16 protein-coding genes and 1 pseudogene are annotated in these 21,019 nt (G+C 35.2%); 7 read left to right on the top strand and 10 right to left on the bottom strand.

The genetic code is table 11. The features are described 5' to 3' along the window. Positions 1–14: 14 nt before the first annotated feature. Genes ABJ974_RS04880 through ABJ974_RS04870 form a run of 3 tightly spaced genes read left to right on the top strand, consistent with a single transcriptional unit; the run spans position 15 to position 2,024 of the window. Positions 15–1,190 carry a thioredoxin family protein gene (locus ABJ974_RS04880; RefSeq protein ID WP_419870265.1) on the top strand — a complete coding sequence of 392 codons (1,176 nt, stop codon included), beginning with the start codon at positions 15–17 and terminating at the stop codon, positions 1,188–1,190. A gap of 8 nt (positions 1,191–1,198) precedes the next feature. After that, complete coding sequence (locus ABJ974_RS04875) at positions 1,199–1,816, top strand: DUF3575 domain-containing protein (protein WP_419870264.1); 618 nt, start codon at positions 1,199–1,201, stop codon at positions 1,814–1,816. Between the two features lies 1 nt (position 1,817). Further along, entirely contained in the window at positions 1,818–2,024 is a 207-nt protein-coding gene (locus tag ABJ974_RS04870) for a hypothetical protein (RefSeq protein ID WP_419870263.1), read from the top strand. Here the strand turns inward: ABJ974_RS04870 and ABJ974_RS04865 are convergent. After that, positions 2,021–3,217, bottom strand: a complete 1,197-nt coding sequence (locus tag ABJ974_RS04865) for an exo-beta-N-acetylmuramidase NamZ family protein (RefSeq protein WP_419870262.1) — start codon at positions 3,215–3,217, stop codon at positions 2,021–2,023. The two genes, ABJ974_RS04870 and ABJ974_RS04865, sit on opposite strands and share 4 nt — an antisense overlap. A 4-nt stretch (positions 3,218–3,221) precedes the next feature. Between ABJ974_RS04865 and ABJ974_RS04860 the strand changes: the two genes are divergently transcribed. Both ABJ974_RS04860 and ABJ974_RS04855 read left to right on the top strand, forming a co-directional pair. Beyond that, positions 3,222–4,451 (top strand): ABC transporter permease, encoded by a 1,230-nt coding sequence (locus ABJ974_RS04860; RefSeq protein ID WP_419870261.1) that lies wholly within the window; start codon positions 3,222–3,224, stop codon positions 4,449–4,451. Positions 4,452–4,583: 132 nt separating this feature from the next. Beyond that, the gene (locus tag ABJ974_RS04855) at positions 4,584–5,567 is read left to right on the top strand and encodes a PLP-dependent cysteine synthase family protein (RefSeq protein WP_419870260.1); all 984 of its coding nucleotides are present in this window, start codon (positions 4,584–4,586) and stop codon (positions 5,565–5,567) included. 37 nt (positions 5,568–5,604) lie between these two features. Here the strand turns inward: ABJ974_RS04855 and ABJ974_RS04850 are convergent, their stop codons facing one another. Both ABJ974_RS04850 and ABJ974_RS04845 read right to left on the bottom strand, forming a co-directional pair. Further along, entirely contained in the window at positions 5,605–5,907 is a 303-nt protein-coding gene (locus ABJ974_RS04850) for a chaperone modulator CbpM (protein ID WP_419870259.1), read from the bottom strand. A gap of 3 nt (positions 5,908–5,910) precedes the next feature. Beyond that, complete coding sequence (locus ABJ974_RS04845; RefSeq protein WP_419870258.1) at positions 5,911–6,822, bottom strand: DnaJ C-terminal domain-containing protein; 912 nt, start codon at positions 6,820–6,822, stop codon at positions 5,911–5,913. 96 nt (positions 6,823–6,918) lie between these two features. On the opposite strand from ABJ974_RS04845, the gene ABJ974_RS04840 reads away from it, so the two are divergent. Next, on the top strand, positions 6,919–8,121 hold the full coding sequence (locus ABJ974_RS04840) for a dicarboxylate/amino acid:cation symporter (protein ID WP_419870257.1): 1,203 nt from the start codon (positions 6,919–6,921) through the stop codon (positions 8,119–8,121). A gap of 291 nt (positions 8,122–8,412) precedes the next feature. On the opposite strand, the pseudogene ABJ974_RS04835 reads toward ABJ974_RS04840, so the two are convergent. The 4 genes and pseudogenes from ABJ974_RS04835 to ABJ974_RS04820 form a co-directional block, all read right to left on the bottom strand. After that, positions 8,413–8,544: pseudogene (locus ABJ974_RS04835) on the bottom strand (DUF779 domain-containing protein); the annotation flags it as partial. 94 nt (positions 8,545–8,638) lie between these two features. Beyond that, positions 8,639–9,022: a DUF779 domain-containing protein gene (locus tag ABJ974_RS04830; protein ID WP_419870256.1), complete on the bottom strand. Its 384-nt coding sequence runs from the start codon at positions 9,020–9,022 to the stop codon at positions 8,639–8,641. 73 nt (positions 9,023–9,095) lie between these two features. Then, positions 9,096–10,130, bottom strand: a complete 1,035-nt coding sequence (gene adhP / locus ABJ974_RS04825; protein WP_419870255.1) for an alcohol dehydrogenase AdhP — start codon at positions 10,128–10,130, stop codon at positions 9,096–9,098. Between the two features lie 113 nt (positions 10,131–10,243). Then, positions 10,244–11,770, bottom strand: coding sequence for an aldehyde dehydrogenase family protein (locus ABJ974_RS04820; RefSeq protein WP_419870254.1), 1,527 nt, complete (start codon positions 11,768–11,770; stop codon positions 10,244–10,246). A gap of 153 nt (positions 11,771–11,923) precedes the next feature. Here ABJ974_RS04820 and ABJ974_RS04815 point away from each other — a divergent pair, with 153 nt between their 5' ends. Continuing rightward, positions 11,924–12,874: an AraC family transcriptional regulator gene (locus ABJ974_RS04815; protein ID WP_419870253.1), complete on the top strand. Its 951-nt coding sequence runs from the start codon at positions 11,924–11,926 to the stop codon at positions 12,872–12,874. Positions 12,875–13,721: 847 nt separating this feature from the next. Here ABJ974_RS04815 and ABJ974_RS04810 read toward each other — a convergent pair. From ABJ974_RS04810 to ABJ974_RS04800, 3 genes are all read right to left on the bottom strand, one after another. Further along, positions 13,722–13,892 carry a hypothetical protein gene (locus tag ABJ974_RS04810; RefSeq protein WP_419870252.1) on the bottom strand — a complete coding sequence of 57 codons (171 nt, stop codon included), beginning with the start codon at positions 13,890–13,892 and terminating at the stop codon, positions 13,722–13,724. Positions 13,893–13,968: 76 nt separating this feature from the next. Then, entirely contained in the window at positions 13,969–14,388 is a 420-nt protein-coding gene (locus ABJ974_RS04805) for a hypothetical protein (RefSeq protein WP_419870251.1), read from the bottom strand. Continuing rightward, positions 14,373–20,981: an RHS repeat-associated core domain-containing protein gene (locus ABJ974_RS04800; protein ID WP_419870250.1), complete on the bottom strand. Its 6,609-nt coding sequence runs from the start codon at positions 20,979–20,981 to the stop codon at positions 14,373–14,375. Before ABJ974_RS04800 ends, ABJ974_RS04805 begins: the two co-directional genes overlap by 16 nt. Between the last annotated feature and the right edge of the window lie 38 nt (positions 20,982–21,019).

Here is a 21,019-nt window from a genome sequence, read left to right as displayed (position 1 = left end):
TAATTTAATTGAGAATGAAGAAGATTGTTTCTGGGTTATTTTTATTTAATTCAGTGATTGCCTTTGCTCAGGAAGCTATTCAGTTCCAGGACTTACCTTTTCAGGAACTTATAGGTAAAGCAAAAAAAGAAAATAAAATTGTTTTTATTGATGCTTATGCTTCATGGTGCGGCCCTTGTAAACTTATGGAGAAGAACATTTTTTCTCAAAAACCTGTGGGTGACTATTATAATGCTAATTTTGTGAATGCAAGATTTGATATGGAAAAGGGAGAAGGACGGGAACTTGCTAAAAAATACGGAGTACGCTCCTATCCTACTTATCTCTTTTTAAATGGCGATGGGGAACTTATTTCTCAAAACTACGGATACATGGAAGAAAGTATGTTCCTCGCTATGGCTCAGGACATAAATTCTCCTAATAATAAGAAAGGCTCTTTGAAAGAGAGGTTTGCCAACGGAGAAAAGGATCCGGAATTTCTGGTTAATATTATGAGACTGAATTCATCCTCCGATTTTGAATTCGCTAAAAAAGCATCTGAAAGGTATTTTGAAAATAAAAAAAAGAGTGAAGAACTTACCAAAGATGAGCTCGGCTATTTATTCTTTTTTATAAAATCTGTTGACGATCCTAATTATAAGGTTTTTGTGGACAGAAAAGCGGAGATCATTAAATTTGTTCCGGAAGACACTTACAAACAGTTTGATAATCAGATGAAACTGTCCCAAATCATTGAAGCATCCATTGATAATAAGAATAACAGAATAGACGAAAAAGCTTTTCTTGAAAAAGCAGAACCCTTAGTGGGAAAAGAAGAGGCTGTAACCCGTCTTCACCAAACCCAATTAAGTTATTATGAATTTCATGAAAACTTTCCCGCTTATGAAAAAACAGCCTTAGAATACTATAAAAATTCTGATGCTTTTGATCCTAATGAATTATTAAGAGCTGCCTGGGTATTTTCCAACCATGTTACCGACACTTCTTCTTTAAAAAAAGCAGTAGAATGGGCAGAAAAATCAGTCATGAGATCAGAAACTGCAGAAAACACATACATTTTAGCAAAACTTCAATTCCTCACAGGAAATAAGGAAATGGCCAAGACTTATGCTGAAATATCTAAAAACCTGGCCACTAATAACAATGAATTCTCCAAACTAGCAGAAGAACTATTAAAAGAAATAAAATAAGTATGTACATGCTGAAACATAGTTTTTTCACAGGACTTGTCTGCTTTTCCGCTGTAGGGGGATTACACGCCCAGGAAAAAGAGAAAGCCACCTATATCAAGGCCAATGCCTTGTTTCTTCCCATTGGAGTAGTAAATGCAGGAATAGAACATCAACTCAAGGATAAAATTACCTTACAGGGAGATATTTTTATCTCACCATGGAAATCCTTTGCCAGCCACGAATTTCAATATTATTCTTTTTCTGTAGAAGGAAGGTATTATTTTAATGAAGCTTTTAAGCACTGGTATATTGGCGGAAATCTTTCTGCCGCATCGTTTGTCCTTCAAAAATGGAATTACTGGAGCAACGGTATACATGTGAATGATAATGGTGAATCTTTTATAAAATCAAATCTTTATCAAAAAGGATTTTCATTTTTAGTCGGAATCACGGCTGGATACCAGTTCAGGTTGGGCGAAAACTGGAATATGGATATTTATGCCACCGTTGGCACTTCACAGGATTTCTATAAAGGTTATGATAGAACGACAGGAAAACGGTATGACCCGGCTTATAAATACAATAAAAGCGGTGAAATTCTACCTTACAGAGGAGGTGTGATGATATCTTATAAAATAAAATAGTATGAAATTATTTGGGCAACAACATCTTATCCTTTCCGTGATCACTTTTGCTATTCTCTTCCTGATGAATTATTTGGGAAATGAATTACCTGATAAACTGGAAAGAGCATTATTGACAGCCGGAGCCGGAGTTGTCGGGCTCACATTAGGATTATTTATTTTAAATAAGGGAAAAAATAACGATAAGCCCCCACACAATTTTGATTAATCTTTGTAAACAATATATTTAACCCTTATCTTTTCATAGTCTTCCAGGCCTTTTTTCCAGGAAGATTTAATTTCTGAAACAGGTTTATGAGCAATGATTTGTTTTCTCAGCTCATCTGTGCCGGCCAATGTATCAAACCATAGGTTTTTAAGAAAGAAGTCCTGATTAGGGTTTTTATACGATTCGTATGCCCTGATTACCCATTCCAAATTTAATTCACGTAAATCCTCAGGATATCGGGATAAATCCTCTCCGTAGCATAGCTTACCGTTTAAGAAAGGATCTTTGGCTCCGTAATTAGGTTTTGGAGTAAACTGATAAGGTAAGCTTTTTGTCCAGGGAGAGCCGTAAACCTGAAACGGCAGATCGGTTCCCCTTCCTACAGAAACCTGCACCCCCTCAAAAAAGCATAAACTCGGGTAAAGATTAATGGCTTTATCATTCGGGAGGTTGGGAGAAGGCTTATCCGACATCGGATAGCGTTGTTTTTTATGGTAATTCTGCATAGGTATCAGCGTATATTTTGCCTGAACACCATTTTTAAGCCATTTTTCACCGTTTACCATTTTTCCGTATTCCCCGATAGTTAATCCATAAACTACGGGTACTTCATGCATTCCGACAAAGCTTTTCCACTTTTTCCTTAATACAGGACCATCCGTATATCCGTCATGTGGATTAGGCCTGTCCAGCACCATTATTTCTACATTATTTTCAGCTCCAGCTTCCATCAAATAGGTTAAAGTAGAGATATATGTATAAAACCTGACACCCACATCCTGAATATCAAAGACCACCACATCAATTCCTTTGAGCTGTTCCGGTTTCGGTTTTTTATTATTGCCATACAAGGAAATAATAGGGATTCCTGTTTTAGCATCTACTCCGTTCTTCACCGTTTCACCTGCATCTGCATTCCCTCTGAATCCATGCTCCGGAGCAAAAATAGACTGTATTTTAATTCCGTTTTTTACGAGATAATCCACAAGATGGGTACGGTCTTTCATTAATCCGGTCTGATTAGTAACGATTCCCACGGTTTTACCCTTCAGTAAAGGAATATACAGTTCGGGCTGGTCCGCGCCTGTTTTAAATAAGTCTTTATCTTGAGTCTGAGAATAATACTTGTTGAATACTCCTAAAAAAATTAGGCAAATAAGAAGTAAATTTTTAATTTTGAAATCTAAATTCATAAGCTTGAACTTTCCTTTATATTTCTCTAGAAAAATAGCGTTTTCCAAAGATAATAAAAATAACCTTTCAAGGGTTATCATCTTCATTGGCCGTCTTTCCGTAGCATTAGGGATTATTGTTTCCCTCATCACGGTATCTACAGGTTTCGGATCTAAGAAAGCCATTAAGGAAAGACTTGCTGATTTCAACGGACATATCACCGTGAAATCCACCCGTTCCAATTCATCTTATAATTCTTCGGTTTTAGATAATCAGGGATTGGATATAAAAAAGATAATGGCACTTCCGGATGTGGAAGATGTTCAGAAATATGCTACGATTACAGGAATCATGCGTAATGAACATAATTTCTCCGGAATTATATTCAAAGGAGTCGGAAAGGATTTCGACAGCGCACGTTTCAAAAAATTTCTTGTGGCCGGCACCACTCCAAAAGTTACCGAGGTAGGATATTATAACGGTGTAATGATTTCGCAGAAAATTGCCAATGATCTTCATCTGAAGGTGAAAGACAGCATCGTTACTATCTTTTCAAAAACCGATCAGCAGCCTATATACAGAAAATTTGAGGTAGTCGGAATATATAAGACCGATATCAAAATGCTGGATGAACAATTTGTAATCGGAGGTATCAATCATGTCAGAAAAATCCTGGACATGAAACCTGATGAAATCGGAGGATTAGACATCTTTTTAAAAAATGTAAATGACATAGATAAAGACTTTCCGGAAATAGGAAACCTGATAGGCTACAAAAATTATGCTGAAAAAGCTACTGAAAAGTTTCCTCAGATTACCGACTGGATCAGCATTTTTGATACCAACATCGCACTTATCATCATTATTATGCTTATTGTGGTGATCATTAATATTATTATGGTTCTTCTTATTCTGATCATTGAAAGAACTAATTCTATCGGGTTATTAAAAACCTTAGGTGCCAATAATGCACAGATCAGGGCCACATTTATTAATTATACTTTAATTATCATGATCCCCGGGCTTTTATATGGAAACTTTATAGGTTTAGGACTTATTCTGCTTCAAAAGTATTTTGGAATCATAAAGCTTAATCCTGAAAATTATTATGTAAGCACAGTTCCCGTGGATATCAACCCCGTTGCTATTATTTCTATTTCGGCAGGCATACTTCTTATTTCAGCTATCGCATTAATTGTTCCGAGCTATCTGATCAGTAAGATTTCTCCTGTAAAAGCTATTAAGTATAATTAATTATCATTCAATATTTTACTTTTTTAATATAAAACCATCTTTACAATGATGATAAGTTTTTCTTATCCTTATCTTCCTTATGAGAAAGGTTAATTGGAAAGCTGTATCTTTGCACTGCATATAAAAGATGATATGAAATACGCAGAAAATATTCTTGAAACTATAGGTAATACTCCATTGGTAAAGCTCAATAAGGTATTGGGAAGTGATTTCCCTGCGCTGGTTTTAGCTAAGGTGGAAACTTTCAATCCCGGAAATTCCGTTAAAGACAGGATGGCTTTAAAAATGATTGAAGATGCTGAAAAAGACGGAAGATTAAAGCCCGGAGGAACCATTATTGAAGGGACGTCAGGAAATACCGGAATGGGACTGGCATTAGCCGCCATCATTAAAGGTTACAAATGTATTTTTGTAACAAACTCCAAACAATCCAAAGAAAAGTGTGATATCCTCCGTGCCGTAGGTGCTGAAGTTATCGTTTGTCCTACGGATGTAAAACCTACCGATCCACGTTCTTATTATTCCGTATCCAAAAGGTTAGCTAAAGAAACTGAAAACGGATGGTATGTGAATCAATATGATAATTTATCGAACAGAGAGGCTCATTATGAATCCACCGCTCCTGAAATATGGGAACAAACGGAAGGAAAGCTGACACATTTTGTAGTGGGAGCAGGAACAGGTGGTACAATCACAGGTTGTGGAAAGTTTTTTAAAGAGAAAAATCCCAATATCCAAGTAATCGGAGTAGATACATACGGTTCTATTTTAAAGGAATTCCATGAAACCGGGGAGCTTCATTACGACCATGCTTACAGCTATATTACGGAAGGAATCGGTGAAGACATCATCCCTGAAAATTATGACATGAGCCTTATCGATCATTTTGAAAAAGTAACGGATAAAGACGGAGCCATCTACGCAAGAAAACTGGCTAAAGAGGAAGGCATATTCTGCGGATATTCTGCAGGAAGCGCCATTGCTTCTCTGATACAGATGAAAGATCAGTTTACAAAAGATGATATTATTGTCGTTTTATTACATGATCACGGTTCGCGATATGTAGCCAAAATCTACAATGACGACTGGATGAAAGAGATGGGATGGTTAGATTAATAAAATAAAATCAGAGCGTTTTAAGGCTCTGATTTTTTTATTCTTCAATATGTTTATTGCTAATAGCAGACAGCTTATTTATAAGTTCCCTGTTCCTCTGCTTGAGGTTTTCTATTTTCTGAAGCATATCCTGAATCACTTCCAGTCCCGGAAGGTTAATCTCCAGGTCATAATGCCAATTGGTATATTTTTCAAAAGCCGGAAGGTCCTCATACAGTACATAGGTGATATCATTTTCGGTTTCTACTTTGAGTAATCCGTATTCCACCAATTCATTAAAAAAACTGATTTCAACATTATATATTTTTACGAGTTCTTCTCTCGATATTCTTTCAATCATGGTTTACGAATTTTTAAGTTGCTCAAAAAGTTCTTTTTGTTTTTCAGTAAGATCCGTCGGTAATTTTACTTCATAGGTTACAAACAGGTCTCCAAACTGTCCGTCTTTTTTATAAACCGGAAATCCTTTACCTTTTAATCTTACGGTTAATCCATTCTGAGTTTCGGGTTTCACTTTAAGGTTAACACTTCCATCAAGGGTATTTACTTTTACATCACCTCCTAAGACGGCAGTATAAAGATCAATGACCACTTTGGTTTTAAGATCATCTCCTACTCTTTCAAAATCGGGGTCTACTGGTATATTAAAGGTAATATACAAATCCCCGTTAGGTCCTCCATTAAAGCCAGGGTTTCCGTGTCCTTTCAGTTTTATCTGCTGACCATCATATACTCCTGCCGGAATAGTAATCCTTACCTTTTTACCATTAATTTCAAAGGTCTGCGGATGTGATTTAGCTGCATCTCTTAAGTTAAGGTTTAATTCTGCCTGAATATCCTGACCTTTAAATTTGCCTGAAGCACTACCCCTTGAACTTCTTCCAAAACCTCCTGACCCTGCAAACATATTTTGAAAGAAGTCAGAAAAGTCTTCACCTTCTCCAAAATCAGCACCGGAGAATCCTCCTCCATAGTTTTGACTCTGCTGATATTGCCTTTGCTGCTGCTGAGCTTTTTCATATTCTTCTCCATGCTTCCAGTGCTCTCCATACTTATCATATTTAGCACGGTTTTCCGGATTGCTGAGTACCTCATTAGCCTCATTGAGCTCTTTAAATTTTTTTTCGGCTTCTTTATCGTTGGGATTAAGGTCCGGATGAAGTTTTCTTGCCAGTTTTCGATAGGCTTTTTTTATGTCATCCTGTGTTGCGTTTTTATCTACGCCTAAAATTTTATAATAGTCTATATAAGCCATTAGAAACGTATGTTTTACTCAAATTTACTAAATTTAAGCCTGAAACTTACATAAAATAATGTTAAAAATAAACTTACCTTTGACAAAAAACACCGTATGAGAGAAGTCTTTAAAAATTATTCCGGAATACTTTTTTTACTATTCGGGATTACAATCGGAAGTATTCTGGGAATTACAGTTCCCAACTTTGTAATGAATATAAAACCACTGGGAGATATCTTCCTTAATCTGCTTTTTGTAAGTGTGGTTCCTCTGGTTTTCTTTGCAGTATGTAACTCTATTGCTTCCCTGGAACAACAGTCTAAGTTTGGAAAGATTATTCTCACTATGGCTTTTACTTTTCTGCTTTTTATACTGATCGCTGCCATTTATACGATTACCGTAGTTTATTTCTTTCCTTTAGCCTCCCTTCAAGGAAGTTCGGATATGATCACTGACGGAGCTTCAGATAACGAAAGCTGGCAAAACAGAATCGTAAGCTTCTTTACTGTTGGAGAATATACTGAACTTTTCTCCAGAAGAAATATGTTGGCACTGCTTATTTTTTCTTTTTTAACCGGTTTTGCAGCAAGGAAATCCGGGGAGCAGGGCAAACAGTTCAGAGCTTTTATCACATCAGGATATGAGGTAATGAAAGAGCTATTATTATTAATCATGAAGTTCGCTCCGGTTGGGTTAGGTACTTATTTTGCCTATCAGGTAGCCACTTTAGGACCTCAACTTGTTGGTTTTTACGCTAAGCCTTTAGGGATTTATTATATAGCAGGCACCATTTATTTCTTTGTATTTTTCTCTCTCTATGCTTTTATAGCGAACGGCAAGACAGGATTCACAAGCTTTTGGAAGAACGCCATATACCCAACTTTAACTGCATTAAGTACATGCAGCAGCTTTGCCAGTATGCCCTCCAATTTACAGGCAGCATCTAAAATCGGGATTCCCAGTTCTATTTCCAATTTGGTGATTCCTATCGGATCTACTCTTCATAAAAACGGATCTTCCATTTCTTCTATTATTAAAATTTATGTAGCTTTCCTAATTATAGGAAGGGATTTTTTTGATCCTTCTAATCTCCTGCTGGCATTGGGAATTACAGTATTCGTGAGTATTGTGGCGGGAGGTATTCCTAATGGGGGCTATATTGGGGAAATGCTGATGATTTCGGTTTATAAACTGCCGCAGGAAGCTATTCCGGCGGTTATGATTATTGGGACATTGGTGGATCCTTTGGCGACGGTTTTAAATTCTGTGGGGGATATTGTGGCGGCGATGTTTGTGAATAGGTTTATTAAGACTTGATTTTTCACTTTGTAGATTGGGGAAAATTGAGTTGATTTTTTTATTCTAATAGGTTGATGTTGCTTAGTATCGATCATGATTTGAACTATGGTTAGATGGGGATTTACAGGGCCTTTTTTTATATCGCTAATTTTGCAGATTGGGCAGATTTTTTTGATGATTGATGGTTAATTTTATGTTTCTGGAGAGGATGTTTAGTTTGTGCGTGTTTGTATGTTAGGGGAGGAATGTTTAGTTTTAATTTGATTTTTTTTATTCACTGCGTTTTACTGGGTCCAGTTTTTCTTTTTCTTATTCTTCGGGTGAGAATGGGATATATTGAACTTGAAAGGTCTTTCCAAGAGGGGTTTCTAGAGAGAATCCTCCGGGTCCAAAACCATCCATTACGTCTAAAATGAAGTGTGAATATTTCCCGTATTTGAATTAATGGGAACGTTGATTGGAAGTGCAATATATTGATGTCTAGTTTGAGTCTGAGCGTATGTGGGGAGGAATGTTTAGTCTTAATTTGAATTTTTTATTCGCTGCGTTTTACCGGTTCCAGTTTTTCGTATTCTTCAGGCTTGAATAGGGTATAATGAACCTTAAAGGTCTTTCCAAGAGGGGTTTCTAGAGAGAATCCTCCGGGTCCAAAACCATCCATTACGTCTAAAGTGAAGTGTGAATATTTCCAATATTCAAATAAATCCCGGTCTACCCAAAACTCATGTTCATTAATGGTTCCTATCATCGCATCATTCATCCTTGGATAGAAACCTCCTTTTTCAAAGCATTGAGGTTGCGTACCTTCACAACATCCTCCTGCCTGGTAAAACATAAGGTCTCCATATTTTTTTTCTAATTCCCAGATGACCTCCAAGGCTTCTTCTGTTACTGATAATCTGGATATTTTTGTTTCCATTATTTTTTATTTTTATTAAAGTTAAAAAAACCTGACAAATAAATTGTCAGGTTATAAAGCGTTTTATTAATTTTTAGTTTGGACTTGCGATATCCAATACAATTCTACCGTCAATCTGACCTTTTTTCATTTTATCAAAGACATCATTAATGTCTTCAAGCTTCGCAGGAGTAACCGTAGCTTTTACTAATCCTTCGTTAGCAAAATCCAATGCTTCCTGAAGATCTTTTCTGGTTCCTACAATAGATCCTCTTACCGTAATTCTTTTTAACACCGTTTCAAAGATAGGCAGTTCAAAAGATCCCGGCGGAAGTCCGTTTAATGCAATGGTTCCCTTTCTTCTCAATACATCAATACCTTGTTTGAAAGCAATCGGAGACACTGCCGTAATTAATGCTCCATGCATTCCTCCTACTTCCTTGTGTAAATATTCACCCGGATCCGTAGTTTTAGCATTCACTACTACATCTGCTCCCAGCTTTTTAGCTAATTCCAATTTATCATCCGCAACATCTATCGCCGCTACGTGCATTCCCATTGCTTTTGCATACTGCACCGCAACGTGGCCAAGCCCTCCTATTCCAGAGATGGCTACCCATTCTCCGGGTTTTGTTTCCGTTTCTTTCAATCCTTTGTATACGGTGACTCCCGCGCAAAGGATCGGTGCTATTTCCAGGAAGTTAACATTGGATTTAAGGTGCCCCACATATCTTGAATCTGCAATTACATATTCAGCAAACCCTCCGTCTACACTATATCCTCCGTTTTTCTGAGCTTCACATAGTGTTTCCCATCCTGTAATACAGTAATCACAGCATCCACAAGCACTGTACAACCAAGGAACTCCTACCGCATCACCTTCTTTTACCTGTGCTTCCGGACCGCAAGCTACTACAATCCCTACCCCTTCATGTCCGGGAATTAAAGGCATTTTAGGTTTTGCCGGCCAGTCTCCGTCCACAGCGTGCAAATCCGTATGACAAACTCCACAGGCAATTACTTTTACCAATACTTCATACCTTCCCGGTTCTCTTACCGGAACTTCTTCAATTTTTAACGGCTGACCATAACCCTGCACTACGGCAGCCTTCATAGTTTTTGGAATCATAAAATTTTCTTTTTGGTTGGTTTTTTTTATCAGATAAAAAAACAGCTTTGAATGCTTCAGAATTCCTCTGCATTCAAAGCTAGTCTAAAAATCGGAACTTTATTTTTTATTGGTTAGAAGAAACCAAGTTTGTTCTTGTTGTAAGAGATCAGCATATTTTTTGTCTGACGGTAGTGATCCAACATCATTTTGTGGTTTTCTCTACCTATACCTGATTGTTTATATCCTCCAAACGGTGCTCCTGCCGGATACGCATGGTATTGATTCACCCATACTCTACCTGCCTGGACATGACGTGGAATCTGATATAACTGATGAGCATCTCTGGTCCATACTCCTGCCCCTAATCCATAAATGGTATCGTTAGCAATCTCCAAAGCTTCTGCTTCATCTTTAAATGTGGTAAATGCCAATACAGGTCCAAAGATTTCTTCCTGGAAGATTCTCATTTTATTATTTCCTTTAAAAATGGTAGGCTGGATGTAATACCCTTCTTCAAAACCTTCGATAGTATTTACGTCTCCCCCGGTAAGAACTTCCGCTCCTTCTTCTTTTCCTAATTTAATGTAAGAAAGGATCTTATCTTTTTGAATTTTAGAAGCCTGAGCTCCCATCATTACTGTTTTATCCAATGGGTTTCCTACTTTAATCGCCTTGGTTCTTTCCACTACTTTAGCAATGAATTGATCAGCAATATCTTCCTGCACTAAGAGTCTTGAAGGACATGTACAGATCTCACCCTGATTTAATGCGAAAAGAACGGCTCCTTCTACTGCTTTATCAAGGAACTCATCATCTGCATCCATTACAGAGTTAAAGAATATATTAGGTGATTTCCCTCCTAATTCCAATGTTACCGGGATAATATTTTCCGTAGCATACTGCATTACCATTCTACCTGTCGCTGTAGATCCTGTGAATGCTGCTTTTGTTACTTTAGGATTGGTTACTAAAGCTCTACCCAATTCAGCACCAAATCCGTTTACTACGTTAAGAACTCCTGCCGGAAGCAGATCTCCAATCAGCTCTATCAAGACCAAAATAGAAATCGGTGTACTTTCTGCAGGTTTCAGCACCACACAGTTTCCTGCTGCCAATGCCGGAGCCAATTTCCACACAGCCATTAATAGCGGGAAGTTCCAAGGAATAATCTGTGCAATCACTCCAAGCGGTTCATGAACGATCAATGAAACCGTATCTTTATCCAATTCATTGTGAGAACCTTCTTCTGCACGGATTACGGATGCAAAGTAACGGAAGTGATCAATCGCCAACGGTAAATCCGCTGCCAATGTTTCTCTTACCGCCTTTCCGTTGTCAATAGTTTCTACGGTAGCAAGATATTCAAGATTCTGTTCCATTCTATCTGCTATCTTATTAAGGATAATGCTTCTTTCTGTAGAAGATGTATCTTTCCATGTTCTAAAAGCCTTTTCAGCAGCATTTACAGCAAGATCAAGATCTTCTTTGGAAGAATGCGCAGCCTGTGTAAATACTTTTCCGTTAATTGGGGAAACTACATCAAAAAACTGCCCGTTTACCGGAGCTGTAAATTTACCATCGATATAATTGTTATATTGGCTTTTAAATTGAGGCCACTGGAATGCAGTACCTGTTTTTTGTTCTGTTATTGTACTCATGATACTATTTTTACTATTTCTGTTCCACCAAATTACATTTTCATGATAAAAATCACGTAGCATAATCCTACAAAAAAACTTCAAAATAATATTCTCCTAAAATTTTATAATTTCCTTAACAATTCCATCCATTCAAAAATTCTTATATTTGATATGGAAGCCACACAAAAAAATGCAGAAATGAATGAAAATAAGTTTTTATTGGATACTCCTCAATTAAAAAAGGAAAATCAGCTATTAAGTTTAGTTGAAAACCAGACTACATTCAATCTGAATAATTGTGAACTGAGTATTTATGAAACCCACAGATCGGCTTTTGGGTTTAAGCTTCATTTTGATCATATTGCATTTACAGCTATGCTTCAGGGAAAAAAGTGGATGAAGCTGGAAAATAAAACCCCTTATTTTGAGTATAGTCCCGGAGAGAGCATTTTAATGGCTCCCGGAGAAACAATGGTTATTGATTTTCCCGATGCGGACAGGTTTCCAACCCAATGTATTTCCCTCAGCCTAAACCCTGAATTTATAGAAGATACTCTTAATTATTTGAATTATACCCTACCTAAAGTGGATGAAACTTCCCAATGGAATATTCAGCTGGAAGAGTTCTTTCTTTTTAACAATCAATCTCTTGCCTCAGCCACCAATAATATTATGAGGATCGCCATGGATACAAATACTCAAAAAGACATCATGGCCGATTTTGCATTAAAAGAGCTATTGATAAGGCTTATGCAGACTCAAGCCCGAAAATTGGTAGAAAACAATATCGCTAAAAATAAATCCCGGATTTCCTATGTTGTAGATTACATCAGAAAGAATCTTCATCAGAAGCTTTCCATAGACAGTATTGCAAAACTTGCGTATGTAAGTAAATCCAATTTCTTTAAAATGTTCAAAGAAGAATTGGGAACCTCCCCGAATGAATTTATTCTAAAGGAACGTATTAATAAGGCTAAGGAATTGCTCGCTAATAAAAACAGTATCAAAGAAACGGCTTTTCAAACCGGGTTCTCTGATACTAATTATTTTACAAGGGTATTTAAACAGTTTGTGGGGATTACTCCGAAGAATTATCAGAATAAGGTGATGTTTTTTGAGTAAGTTGGTGGGAAAGTTTTGGTGGGGAGTTTTTTATTCTCGCAGATTTTATCACATAATATATTATTTCTTTATCTTTTAATTATTTTTCCATCAAATTTGTTATAAAGTTTCTTGCTATTCTTTATCATTTTATAATCCCTTATTAATAAGGCAGATATATTTCCGTCAATATATTTATATCATCCATTTATTTTAGTTGAAGTTTTTTTCTAATTCGATTTTTGAATAATAATCAAGATACTTTGTATTAAGTATTTTACCAAATTTACATAAAGCTTGCAGCAATACAAAACTTCATTTTCTTTCAGAGAATTTAAAACAGTCTGTAGGTAGATGAAAACTAATTAAGTACTCAGAACTAAGTTGTTTTATTATTTCTTTTTTACTTCCATTAAATTAAAATTATAGGTTTAAGCAGTTTGTGATTATTACTCCGAAAAATTACCCGTGTAAGGTGATGATTTGAGTAATATGCCTTACTTTCTTAAAAATCGTGAAAATAAATTAATATTTTAATTCAATTAAGATTATGTATCAACATAATAGTATTCCATATAGCATTTCATAACTTCAATATTCATCAACCAAATTGAATCTTCTTCACAGTCGATAACTAAAAATTCAAAATCCCTTCCTTTACCTAATTCTAATGCATTTTTTGCAATATATTTATTACTTTGTTAATTTAAAAACGTTATTATATCTTATTAAATAAGGAGTTCCTAGAACAAAAGTTCCAGCAGGAGTAAAACATGAATTACCAAACTTCCCCAAAATAGTCATATGGTAGGTATCTCATGGAGAAAGATCCTTTGGAAAATTAACATACAAGCCATACATCCCATATCTACAAGTTATATTTATCCAATATACTAATTCCTGTTCTTCCATGAACAGGAGTATGAACACGAGTTATAACTATTTTCTCTCCTCTTTCAGCACTATTACCATCTAATTTATCATAGCTATATTTAACATTTCCAATATTTAATAATAACTGATGATAATCCTTTTTCATGTTTTTATTATTATACTAAAATTTAGGAAATAAGATTATAGTTTTTTAATGGATCTTTCATCTTAATTTTCCCAGTTCAAGGAACATTAATCACTTTTTCCAGAAATGAAATGCTAGATTTAAGATCCTCATTATTGTAATGAGAGGTAATAGTTTGTATTTTATTAAGATTGCATATGCTTTCTTGCCTATTGAAAAAATACTTTTCTATTTTATCATTATATTTTATTTCAATGACCAATAGTCTTTCCTTCCCTTTTTTATTGATTGAACATTGTTTTTTTATTCTTTCCAAATCTCGTTGGTTTATCTTATAAAATTGTTGTGGAAACTTCACTGTACCAATATTTTTATTTGTTAGAATAACTATCGGATAGGGTTTATCTGATTCCTTTAACGATGAAATAGAAATCGAATATTCTGTTTTACTAGAAGTGCAACTAATGAAAATAGTTGTTATTATAATTAGATTCGCAAATTTTATTTTTTTAACCATTGATATCTGTTTTTATATTGAATGTTATAAATAGGCATTGCAATTATATGATTAGATGGATAGAGATTAAAACCGTACCAAAATGTATGCAAAGCATGGGCTCCTGTATTATTGATCCCTACTAATGATAATTCAGCTCTCCATCCAACATTGAAATTCCTTAATTCTCTTCTTGGAGCATCTATAAATGTATATTGATTTCCATTCTTTAAATGGGGTGCATCTTTATAGTCTTGCTTTGTATAGTAATAAGGAGAGTTGTCATCTCCTGGTTGCGGATCATTATACACACTATAGTTATTTCCTCCGCCTATTGGGGCATTTGTAAATATAGTCTGTACCCATTCATAATTAGAATACTTGGATGTTTCACTATTAAATATAACTTCAACTTTTATACCTTTACTACCATCATTTGATATATAAGTTTCATACTCCTTGACTTTAATTTTTCCTACATACTCTCCATCACTATCATATACTTTAAATGAAGTTTTTGTTATATGCTCCAAGTGATTAAAAGCAGTAACAAAGAATCCATTCATTGCTCCCATCCAGAAATTACCTCCTCCTAATACACTTCCTACTCCTCCAGCAGCTATTCCAGACACCAATTTCCCAGCATTCGTCCCCCAAAAGCCTCTAGCCCCCTGAAGAAAGTCACCACTTAAACTCGAAAATGCTCCACTTAAAGCTCCATTGGCAAAACCACCTCCCATAACCGTAGAGATTACTCCCATACTTATAGCATGGGCACTTGCCCTTCCAATAATAGTACCAATAGGCCCTAGAGTATTAGTAACACCTGCAATTGCAAATACAGAACCTATTCCAAAAGATAGTCCTCCACTTAGAATTCCCATAATTGCTGCCTGAGACATGGATTTAAAAAATCCATTAACGCTAAAATTACCGTTTATCAGAGCAGTAACAGTATAGGTAGCAGCTGATATAGCTACAGCTGAGAAAGCTGCTTTGGCGACCACAGCAATAATTGTAGCAAAAGGAATAAACTCTCCACTTGGATCGTTAAACATCAATGGATTATTGAGAACATACCCATACTTATTGTAATTCTGGGTATTGTAAGGATCCTGGATGTTCTCATCTGCATTTAAGAATCTTCTTAACAGTGGATCATATAATCTACCGTTCATATGGATGATTCCTACCTCTGCAAAATGCTCGTGGCTCGTATATCCTCTCTCAATAAGTAATGAAGTATTATCAATGACATTCTTATCCGTTATCACTGATTCATTTCCTATCTGTAAATGAGTAAAATTACCCCACGCATCAAAATGCCGTTGCTCAAGCTTATTTCCTGCTTCATCACTGATCGCTAAGATACTTCCTATGTAGTCTTTATGTAAAAATTTATATGATCCGCTGCTCTCTGTATAGTTCTTTAAATATACAATATTTGATTCATAAGGACTTCCTCCAATGTATAAAACATGCTTTTCTTTTCCGGTAGTATTATCCCTTACCACTTCAAAGCTTCCGTCTTGACTGTAGAACTTGGTAAACTTACCATCCTGGTCAGGATCAAAGTTTCCTCCGTAGGTTACTCGTTGCCTCATACTGGTTAGTCCATACTGGAAGGCTACATCTCCTTTCTGTCCGTTAATATAAACAGGATCATTGTTCTCATTATAAGCAATGCTTTGAATCAAATCATTATTATAGTTCTGAGTTCCGGCTGCATTTAAGGTCATTCCTGTTGGCTGATACACCTTAGCTGAATTTCCAAACTGAATGGTTCCTACCTGATCGTTCTGAGTAATTCTTCCTTTGGCATCATAGACATTTCGGTTGGAAGTAGGTTTTACTCCCGTTACCGGATTCGTCCAGTTGACCAACCTATTGTTATCATCATAATCAAAAGATTCTACAATATTAAAGTCTCCTCCGGTAATTTTCAGCTTTAACTCGTTTTTAATCGCATCAAATGAATATGCTTGTTGAAGGATACTCGGCTTTACAGAGGATGAATGATTGACATTATTTAAAAACCCATTGCTATCATATGAATTTTTTATTTCTGCCGCTCCCAATTTAGCCGTTAGCACCTGTCTTCTGGCATTAATACTCTTTAATTGCCATAATATTTTTCCGGTAGTTTTGTCTTTTACCAAATAGAGCTGCCCACCTCCCCAAGGGCTGTAAACATTTTCTATCTGAACTTTAGTAAGAACTCCTGAAGAGTACAGCTGTTTTTCGTAGGAAATTACCCTTGCTTTATCATCATAAGTAAGTCCTTTCTGAATAAAGTATTTTCCATTGCTGCTCTCCGATGAAGATAAGACTCTTCCCTGTGGATCGTAAGCAATATTGGAACTATAAGGCTGTCCTTTAGAGAATCCATATTTTGAAATAATCCTTCCTTTATTATCATAGCTGAAGGAAATAGATTTATCGGTAGCATGGCCTCCATCTGTGGTGGAAAGTTCTTTCTGAGAAATCAGTTGTCCCAGATTGTTATAATCATATTCTTTAGTTCCTTTAGGACTGGTAATCTTTTTAGGATGACCAAATCCATCGTATTCATATTTATATAATCCATTGGAAGGATCATTGAATTCTGATTTTCTTCCCCAGACATCATATTTTGTTGTAACAATATTAGTTCCATACTGTGCCTTAATTTGTTCTCCTACAGCATTATAAGAAAACTTGATCGTTCCTCCTTTATCTGTGGAAGAAATAATATTTCCTAAAGCATCTGTAGTTTTAGAAGTTGTTCTTCCATAGCCATTAAGTTCTTTTTCAGTAGTGATATTACCGGAAATAAAAGTTTGTATTTTTTTGCCATTAAACAAAGTAACAGTAACCTTAGCTGGAAAAACTGAATCATCATAGGTTATGTTTGTCCATTGTTTTTCAGGCTGAAGATGCCCATTAAAATAGGGTTCAGACTCTTTTATTTTTCTTCCTAGAATATCATATTCAACTTCTTTGAGAATATATTGTCCATATACAAATGCATTGGATGAAGTTTTATAATCCTGCCCTAATTTATTGGTATATTTTTTAGAAGTTTCCTTATTAGGATTATTTTGAGTAATTATTATATTAGCTTGAGCATCTCTTTCGTACTGAAAGGTAGTCGTTCCTCCCAGGTTAGTTTTAGATTTCATGAGTTTACCCCAAGGATCATAATCATTTTCTAAAGTATTTCCTAAAGGATCTATTTGCTTCTTAACCTGTCCCCAGTCATTATAAATAATATGAGTTTCTAATCCCAAATTATCTGTTTTTTTCTCTACAAATCGTCCTTTAGCGTCATATTGAGATCCTGTGGTTTGAGTTTGAGAATCTATACTGTTACTTATAATCTTCTGGGTGATATTTCCAAAGGCATCATAATTATAAGTTTCAAGCAAGTATCCCGTATTATCTCTATTCCAGGTTTTAAGAGTTTTTAACTGGTTATTATTATCATATGTATATTCTTCCTTAAGCGATTTAGTATCACCATAAGCTTGTACTACCTCAGTTTTTGTTTGAGCCCTTCCTATAAAATAATTAGCTCCTATACCCGATGAGTTATGGGTATATATAAACTTAGAAGTTGTAATAGCATAGTTGTTATTAACTTTAGATACATTTTTGGCAGGAAGATAATACTCTCCATAGGTTATTGAATTTTCTGTGAGTGTACCTGTTAAAAAATCTTTTGTTTTAATTAAGCTAGGAATTATAGCTTTAACAACTCGAGACTTATCTGAATCCGGTATATAAGTAATAAGCTGACCATTCAGTAATTGATCAGACTGGTAAATAGTAGATTTAAAACTCAATAATTGAGTATTAGTTTCTGAAATATTTGTAGGAAATATTTTATTTTCATCATTAGTTCTAATACTCCATTCTTTAGCTGGTAATCCCTCATTTAAAATATCCATTTCCACACCACTCCAAACCTTCGTATTCTCAAATCCAGTGGTATACCATGAAGAGCGGGCAGTTTGATGGTAGCCAATTATTCCTTTTCCCTGAAATTTACCGGTTAACCCCCTATATCGGAAATCTTGTTTTCTCCCTTCTTGTTGAATTTGAGATACGGCATATTCATTATCTACTCTATTCAATGAAAAATAAGGATAATATTCTTTTTTTACTTTTTTATAAAAATTAGAATTATTTGTATTATTAGGAATGACTTCAAGGTATTTAACTGTAGTTGTAATTCCTCCCTGTATAACTGAACTTATACGTCCCAGCTCCTCAAGAGAAGTAGGTGCTTTAATCTTTTTAAGATACTGTTTCCAGTATATAAATACATTATAATAATTATTATTAGACTTAATAGGATTAGTAAGAGGAGTAAATAATGTTAAATCCATTATGTCCTGTGTTCCATAAGTAGGACTAACCAATGATGGTATGGATTGAAAGTCTAAAGTACCATCAGAAGCCGTTCCATTAGCTAATCGAGTACTTATAACATATCCAAAGTCTCTAGATCCAGCTGCATTAAACAAATTAATCTGATTATATGAAAAAACCTGTATTACATCCGACTTTCCGTCTTTATTCATATCAGTAACAGCAAAGGAGTATTGTTTAGCAAATTTTGCATAACTATTCGTCATTTGTTTCTGATACTTCCTATAAGTAAAAAACTCCTTTTTCAGAAAATTATTAAATCCTTTTTCTGTTCCTATGTAAAATCTCCAATCATCTGGTTTACCAATAGCATAATCTGTTACAGGAATAGTGAAATCAAGTTTTCCATCTCCATTAAAATCTCCAAACAATATAGGAAACTCCGGATCCTTGTTTTCTATAAGGTTACCTGTAAACTTGATTTTTTTCAAATAATTATATGAAGATACTTCCACAAACTCAAATACTGTGTATTTTGTATTGGAAACATCTATAATCTCTGTCTTTCCATCACCATCAATATCAATATATTTTTGTTCCGTATAAAGACTTTCATTAATTGACGGATCTACTTTATACATTGAATCACGGCTATTTGATTTCAGGTCGATGATAAAATTCTTGACATCATTATTACACTGGGAATTAATACATTTTTTCTTATCTAGTGTTAAAAAGACATCTTCAATCCCATCACCATTCAAATCTCCATGGTCAAATTTCACAGTTGTATCACATGTAGCTCCCGGCTCACAATAATTATTGGAAATCAGTTTATTAAATACTTTTACAAAAGAATTATTTCTAAATATATACCCACATAAATATCCATCTTCATACTGTACAATTCCATTTCCATTATATACCTGTCCTTCTTCATCAAGTAATGTACTTACAACCTTTGCATCATTATTAAACTGCTTATTGGTGATAATATTGGTAAATGTTTCATTAAAAGCTCCCAGTTTTACCGTTCCGTTATTCATTACAAAATCCAAATAGGAATCACCATTGAAATCACCCGTGAATTTTACATTATTAAAAGGATCAGGATTTCCAGTATATTCGTCTACTACAGAATTGGCCCGTTCCGGATATTTAAAGTTGACAGGATTAGCCGGCTCATTAATAGAATTAAATTCTGTTATTTTACTTACAAATTGATAGTTTGTTCCGTTATTAAAATAATCAATTCTATACTTTTTAAATTGATTATTATTTGATTTTACAACTATATAGTCAAGAATTTTTCTCTGAATTCTTGCTATTCCATTAATATAAGAAGACTCAGCTAAACTTCTTTCCAAATAGCTGAACTGGATTTCATTAAAATGAGATTTGCCTAATTTTTCATTACCACCCCATTTAATAGATGAAACAACTGCCACATTATCTAGTTGTGAATAATTATACGTAATATAATTCCCTTGAGCATCCTTCCATTTTACCATATTATATTCTATGGGAGTCCTTGCAGTACTATTTCCTGTTGTAGTTCCTCCATACCACGCCTGAGAACCATCTTCAAATGTTACCTCCCAATATTCGGGACCTTGCCATGGCTGTCCAGAAATACCTCCTATCGACTTTATTTTAAGATTGGAATACTTTTCTGTGATATATTCTGCTCCATTCTTTCCATACTCTCCTGATTTTAAAATTAATCTCTGCCCATTAAAGCTATAATAATCCGAATTATCTAATTGTATTCCTTTAGCTACATCATCATTTTCAACATTTTTTCCTATTCTAGAAATAGCTGTAATCCCAGAAATATTCCATCCATATCCAGCAATCCCATTCCCTGAACCACTGGTATATACCAAATTAATTTGTGGTGCCACACTTTTCACTCCGGGAGGCAAGGCAATGGGCAGTGTAAACTGCAATTGTCCAGCTCCATTCACTTCTATTTCTCCTTTCGTATCATGGAAGCTTTGTCCTGAAGGAGCCGTTGTTCCAGAGGGGTTTGTGGCCCCTGCTTGTGAATCAGTGGGTCCTCCTCCAGCACTCTCATTAGAAGGTCCGATCTTTGCAATAAAAGGATTCGAAACACTGGAAGTAGCTTTAAAGCCAGGAGCTAAAATAACAGTCTGCGGATCCTGAACCGTTCGGGAGCTACTTTCCTGCTGATATAATATAGTTTGTGAATATCCCAATACTGATAGTAAAGAGAGAAACAACGAATAAAAATTCTTCATATTTGTGTTTTATAAAATGAAAAGAAGAGAAATAGAAA

The organism is Chryseobacterium sp. CT-SW4, assembly GCF_048572715.1.
In the GTDB taxonomy this organism is placed as follows: domain Bacteria; phylum Bacteroidota; class Bacteroidia; order Flavobacteriales; family Weeksellaceae; genus Chryseobacterium.
Note: the sequence above shows the minus strand (reverse complement) of the source record. Positions and strands in the feature narration are given on the sequence as shown.

Excerpts from the sequence above, each read along its gene's own strand:
- ABJ974_RS04845 (WP_419870258.1), bottom strand. The coding sequence starts at position 6,822 with ATGGCTTATATAGACTATTATAAAATTTTAGGCGTAGATAAAAACGCA.
- ABJ974_RS04880 (WP_419870265.1), top strand. The coding sequence starts at position 15 with ATGAAGAAGATTGTTTCTGGGTTATTTTTATTTAATTCAGTGATTGCC.
- ABJ974_RS04855 (WP_419870260.1), top strand. The coding sequence starts at position 4,584 with ATGAAATACGCAGAAAATATTCTTGAAACTATAGGTAATACTCCATTG.
- adhP (WP_419870255.1), bottom strand. The coding sequence starts at position 10,130 with ATGATTCCAAAAACTATGAAGGCTGCCGTAGTGCAGGGTTATGGTCAG.
- ABJ974_RS04810 (WP_419870252.1), bottom strand. The coding sequence starts at position 13,892 with ATGAAAAAGGATTATCATCAGTTATTATTAAATATTGGAAATGTTAAA.
- ABJ974_RS04865 (WP_419870262.1), bottom strand. The coding sequence starts at position 3,217 with ATGAATTTAGATTTCAAAATTAAAAATTTACTTCTTATTTGCCTAATT.
- ABJ974_RS04805 (WP_419870251.1), bottom strand. The coding sequence starts at position 14,388 with ATGGTTAAAAAAATAAAATTTGCGAATCTAATTATAATAACAACTATT.
- ABJ974_RS04840 (WP_419870257.1), top strand. The coding sequence starts at position 6,919 with ATGAGAGAAGTCTTTAAAAATTATTCCGGAATACTTTTTTTACTATTC.
- ABJ974_RS04830 (WP_419870256.1), bottom strand. The coding sequence starts at position 9,022 with ATGGAAACAAAAATATCCAGATTATCAGTAACAGAAGAAGCCTTGGAG.
- ABJ974_RS04815 (WP_419870253.1), top strand. The coding sequence starts at position 11,924 with ATGGAAGCCACACAAAAAAATGCAGAAATGAATGAAAATAAGTTTTTA.
- ABJ974_RS04800 (WP_419870250.1), bottom strand. The coding sequence starts at position 20,981 with ATGAAGAATTTTTATTCGTTGTTTCTCTCTTTACTATCAGTATTGGGA.
- ABJ974_RS04850 (WP_419870259.1), bottom strand. The coding sequence starts at position 5,907 with ATGATTGAAAGAATATCGAGAGAAGAACTCGTAAAAATATATAATGTT.
- ABJ974_RS04870 (WP_419870263.1), top strand. The coding sequence starts at position 1,818 with ATGAAATTATTTGGGCAACAACATCTTATCCTTTCCGTGATCACTTTT.
- ABJ974_RS04820 (WP_419870254.1), bottom strand. The coding sequence starts at position 11,770 with ATGAGTACAATAACAGAACAAAAAACAGGTACTGCATTCCAGTGGCCT.
- ABJ974_RS04875 (WP_419870264.1), top strand. The coding sequence starts at position 1,199 with ATGCTGAAACATAGTTTTTTCACAGGACTTGTCTGCTTTTCCGCTGTA.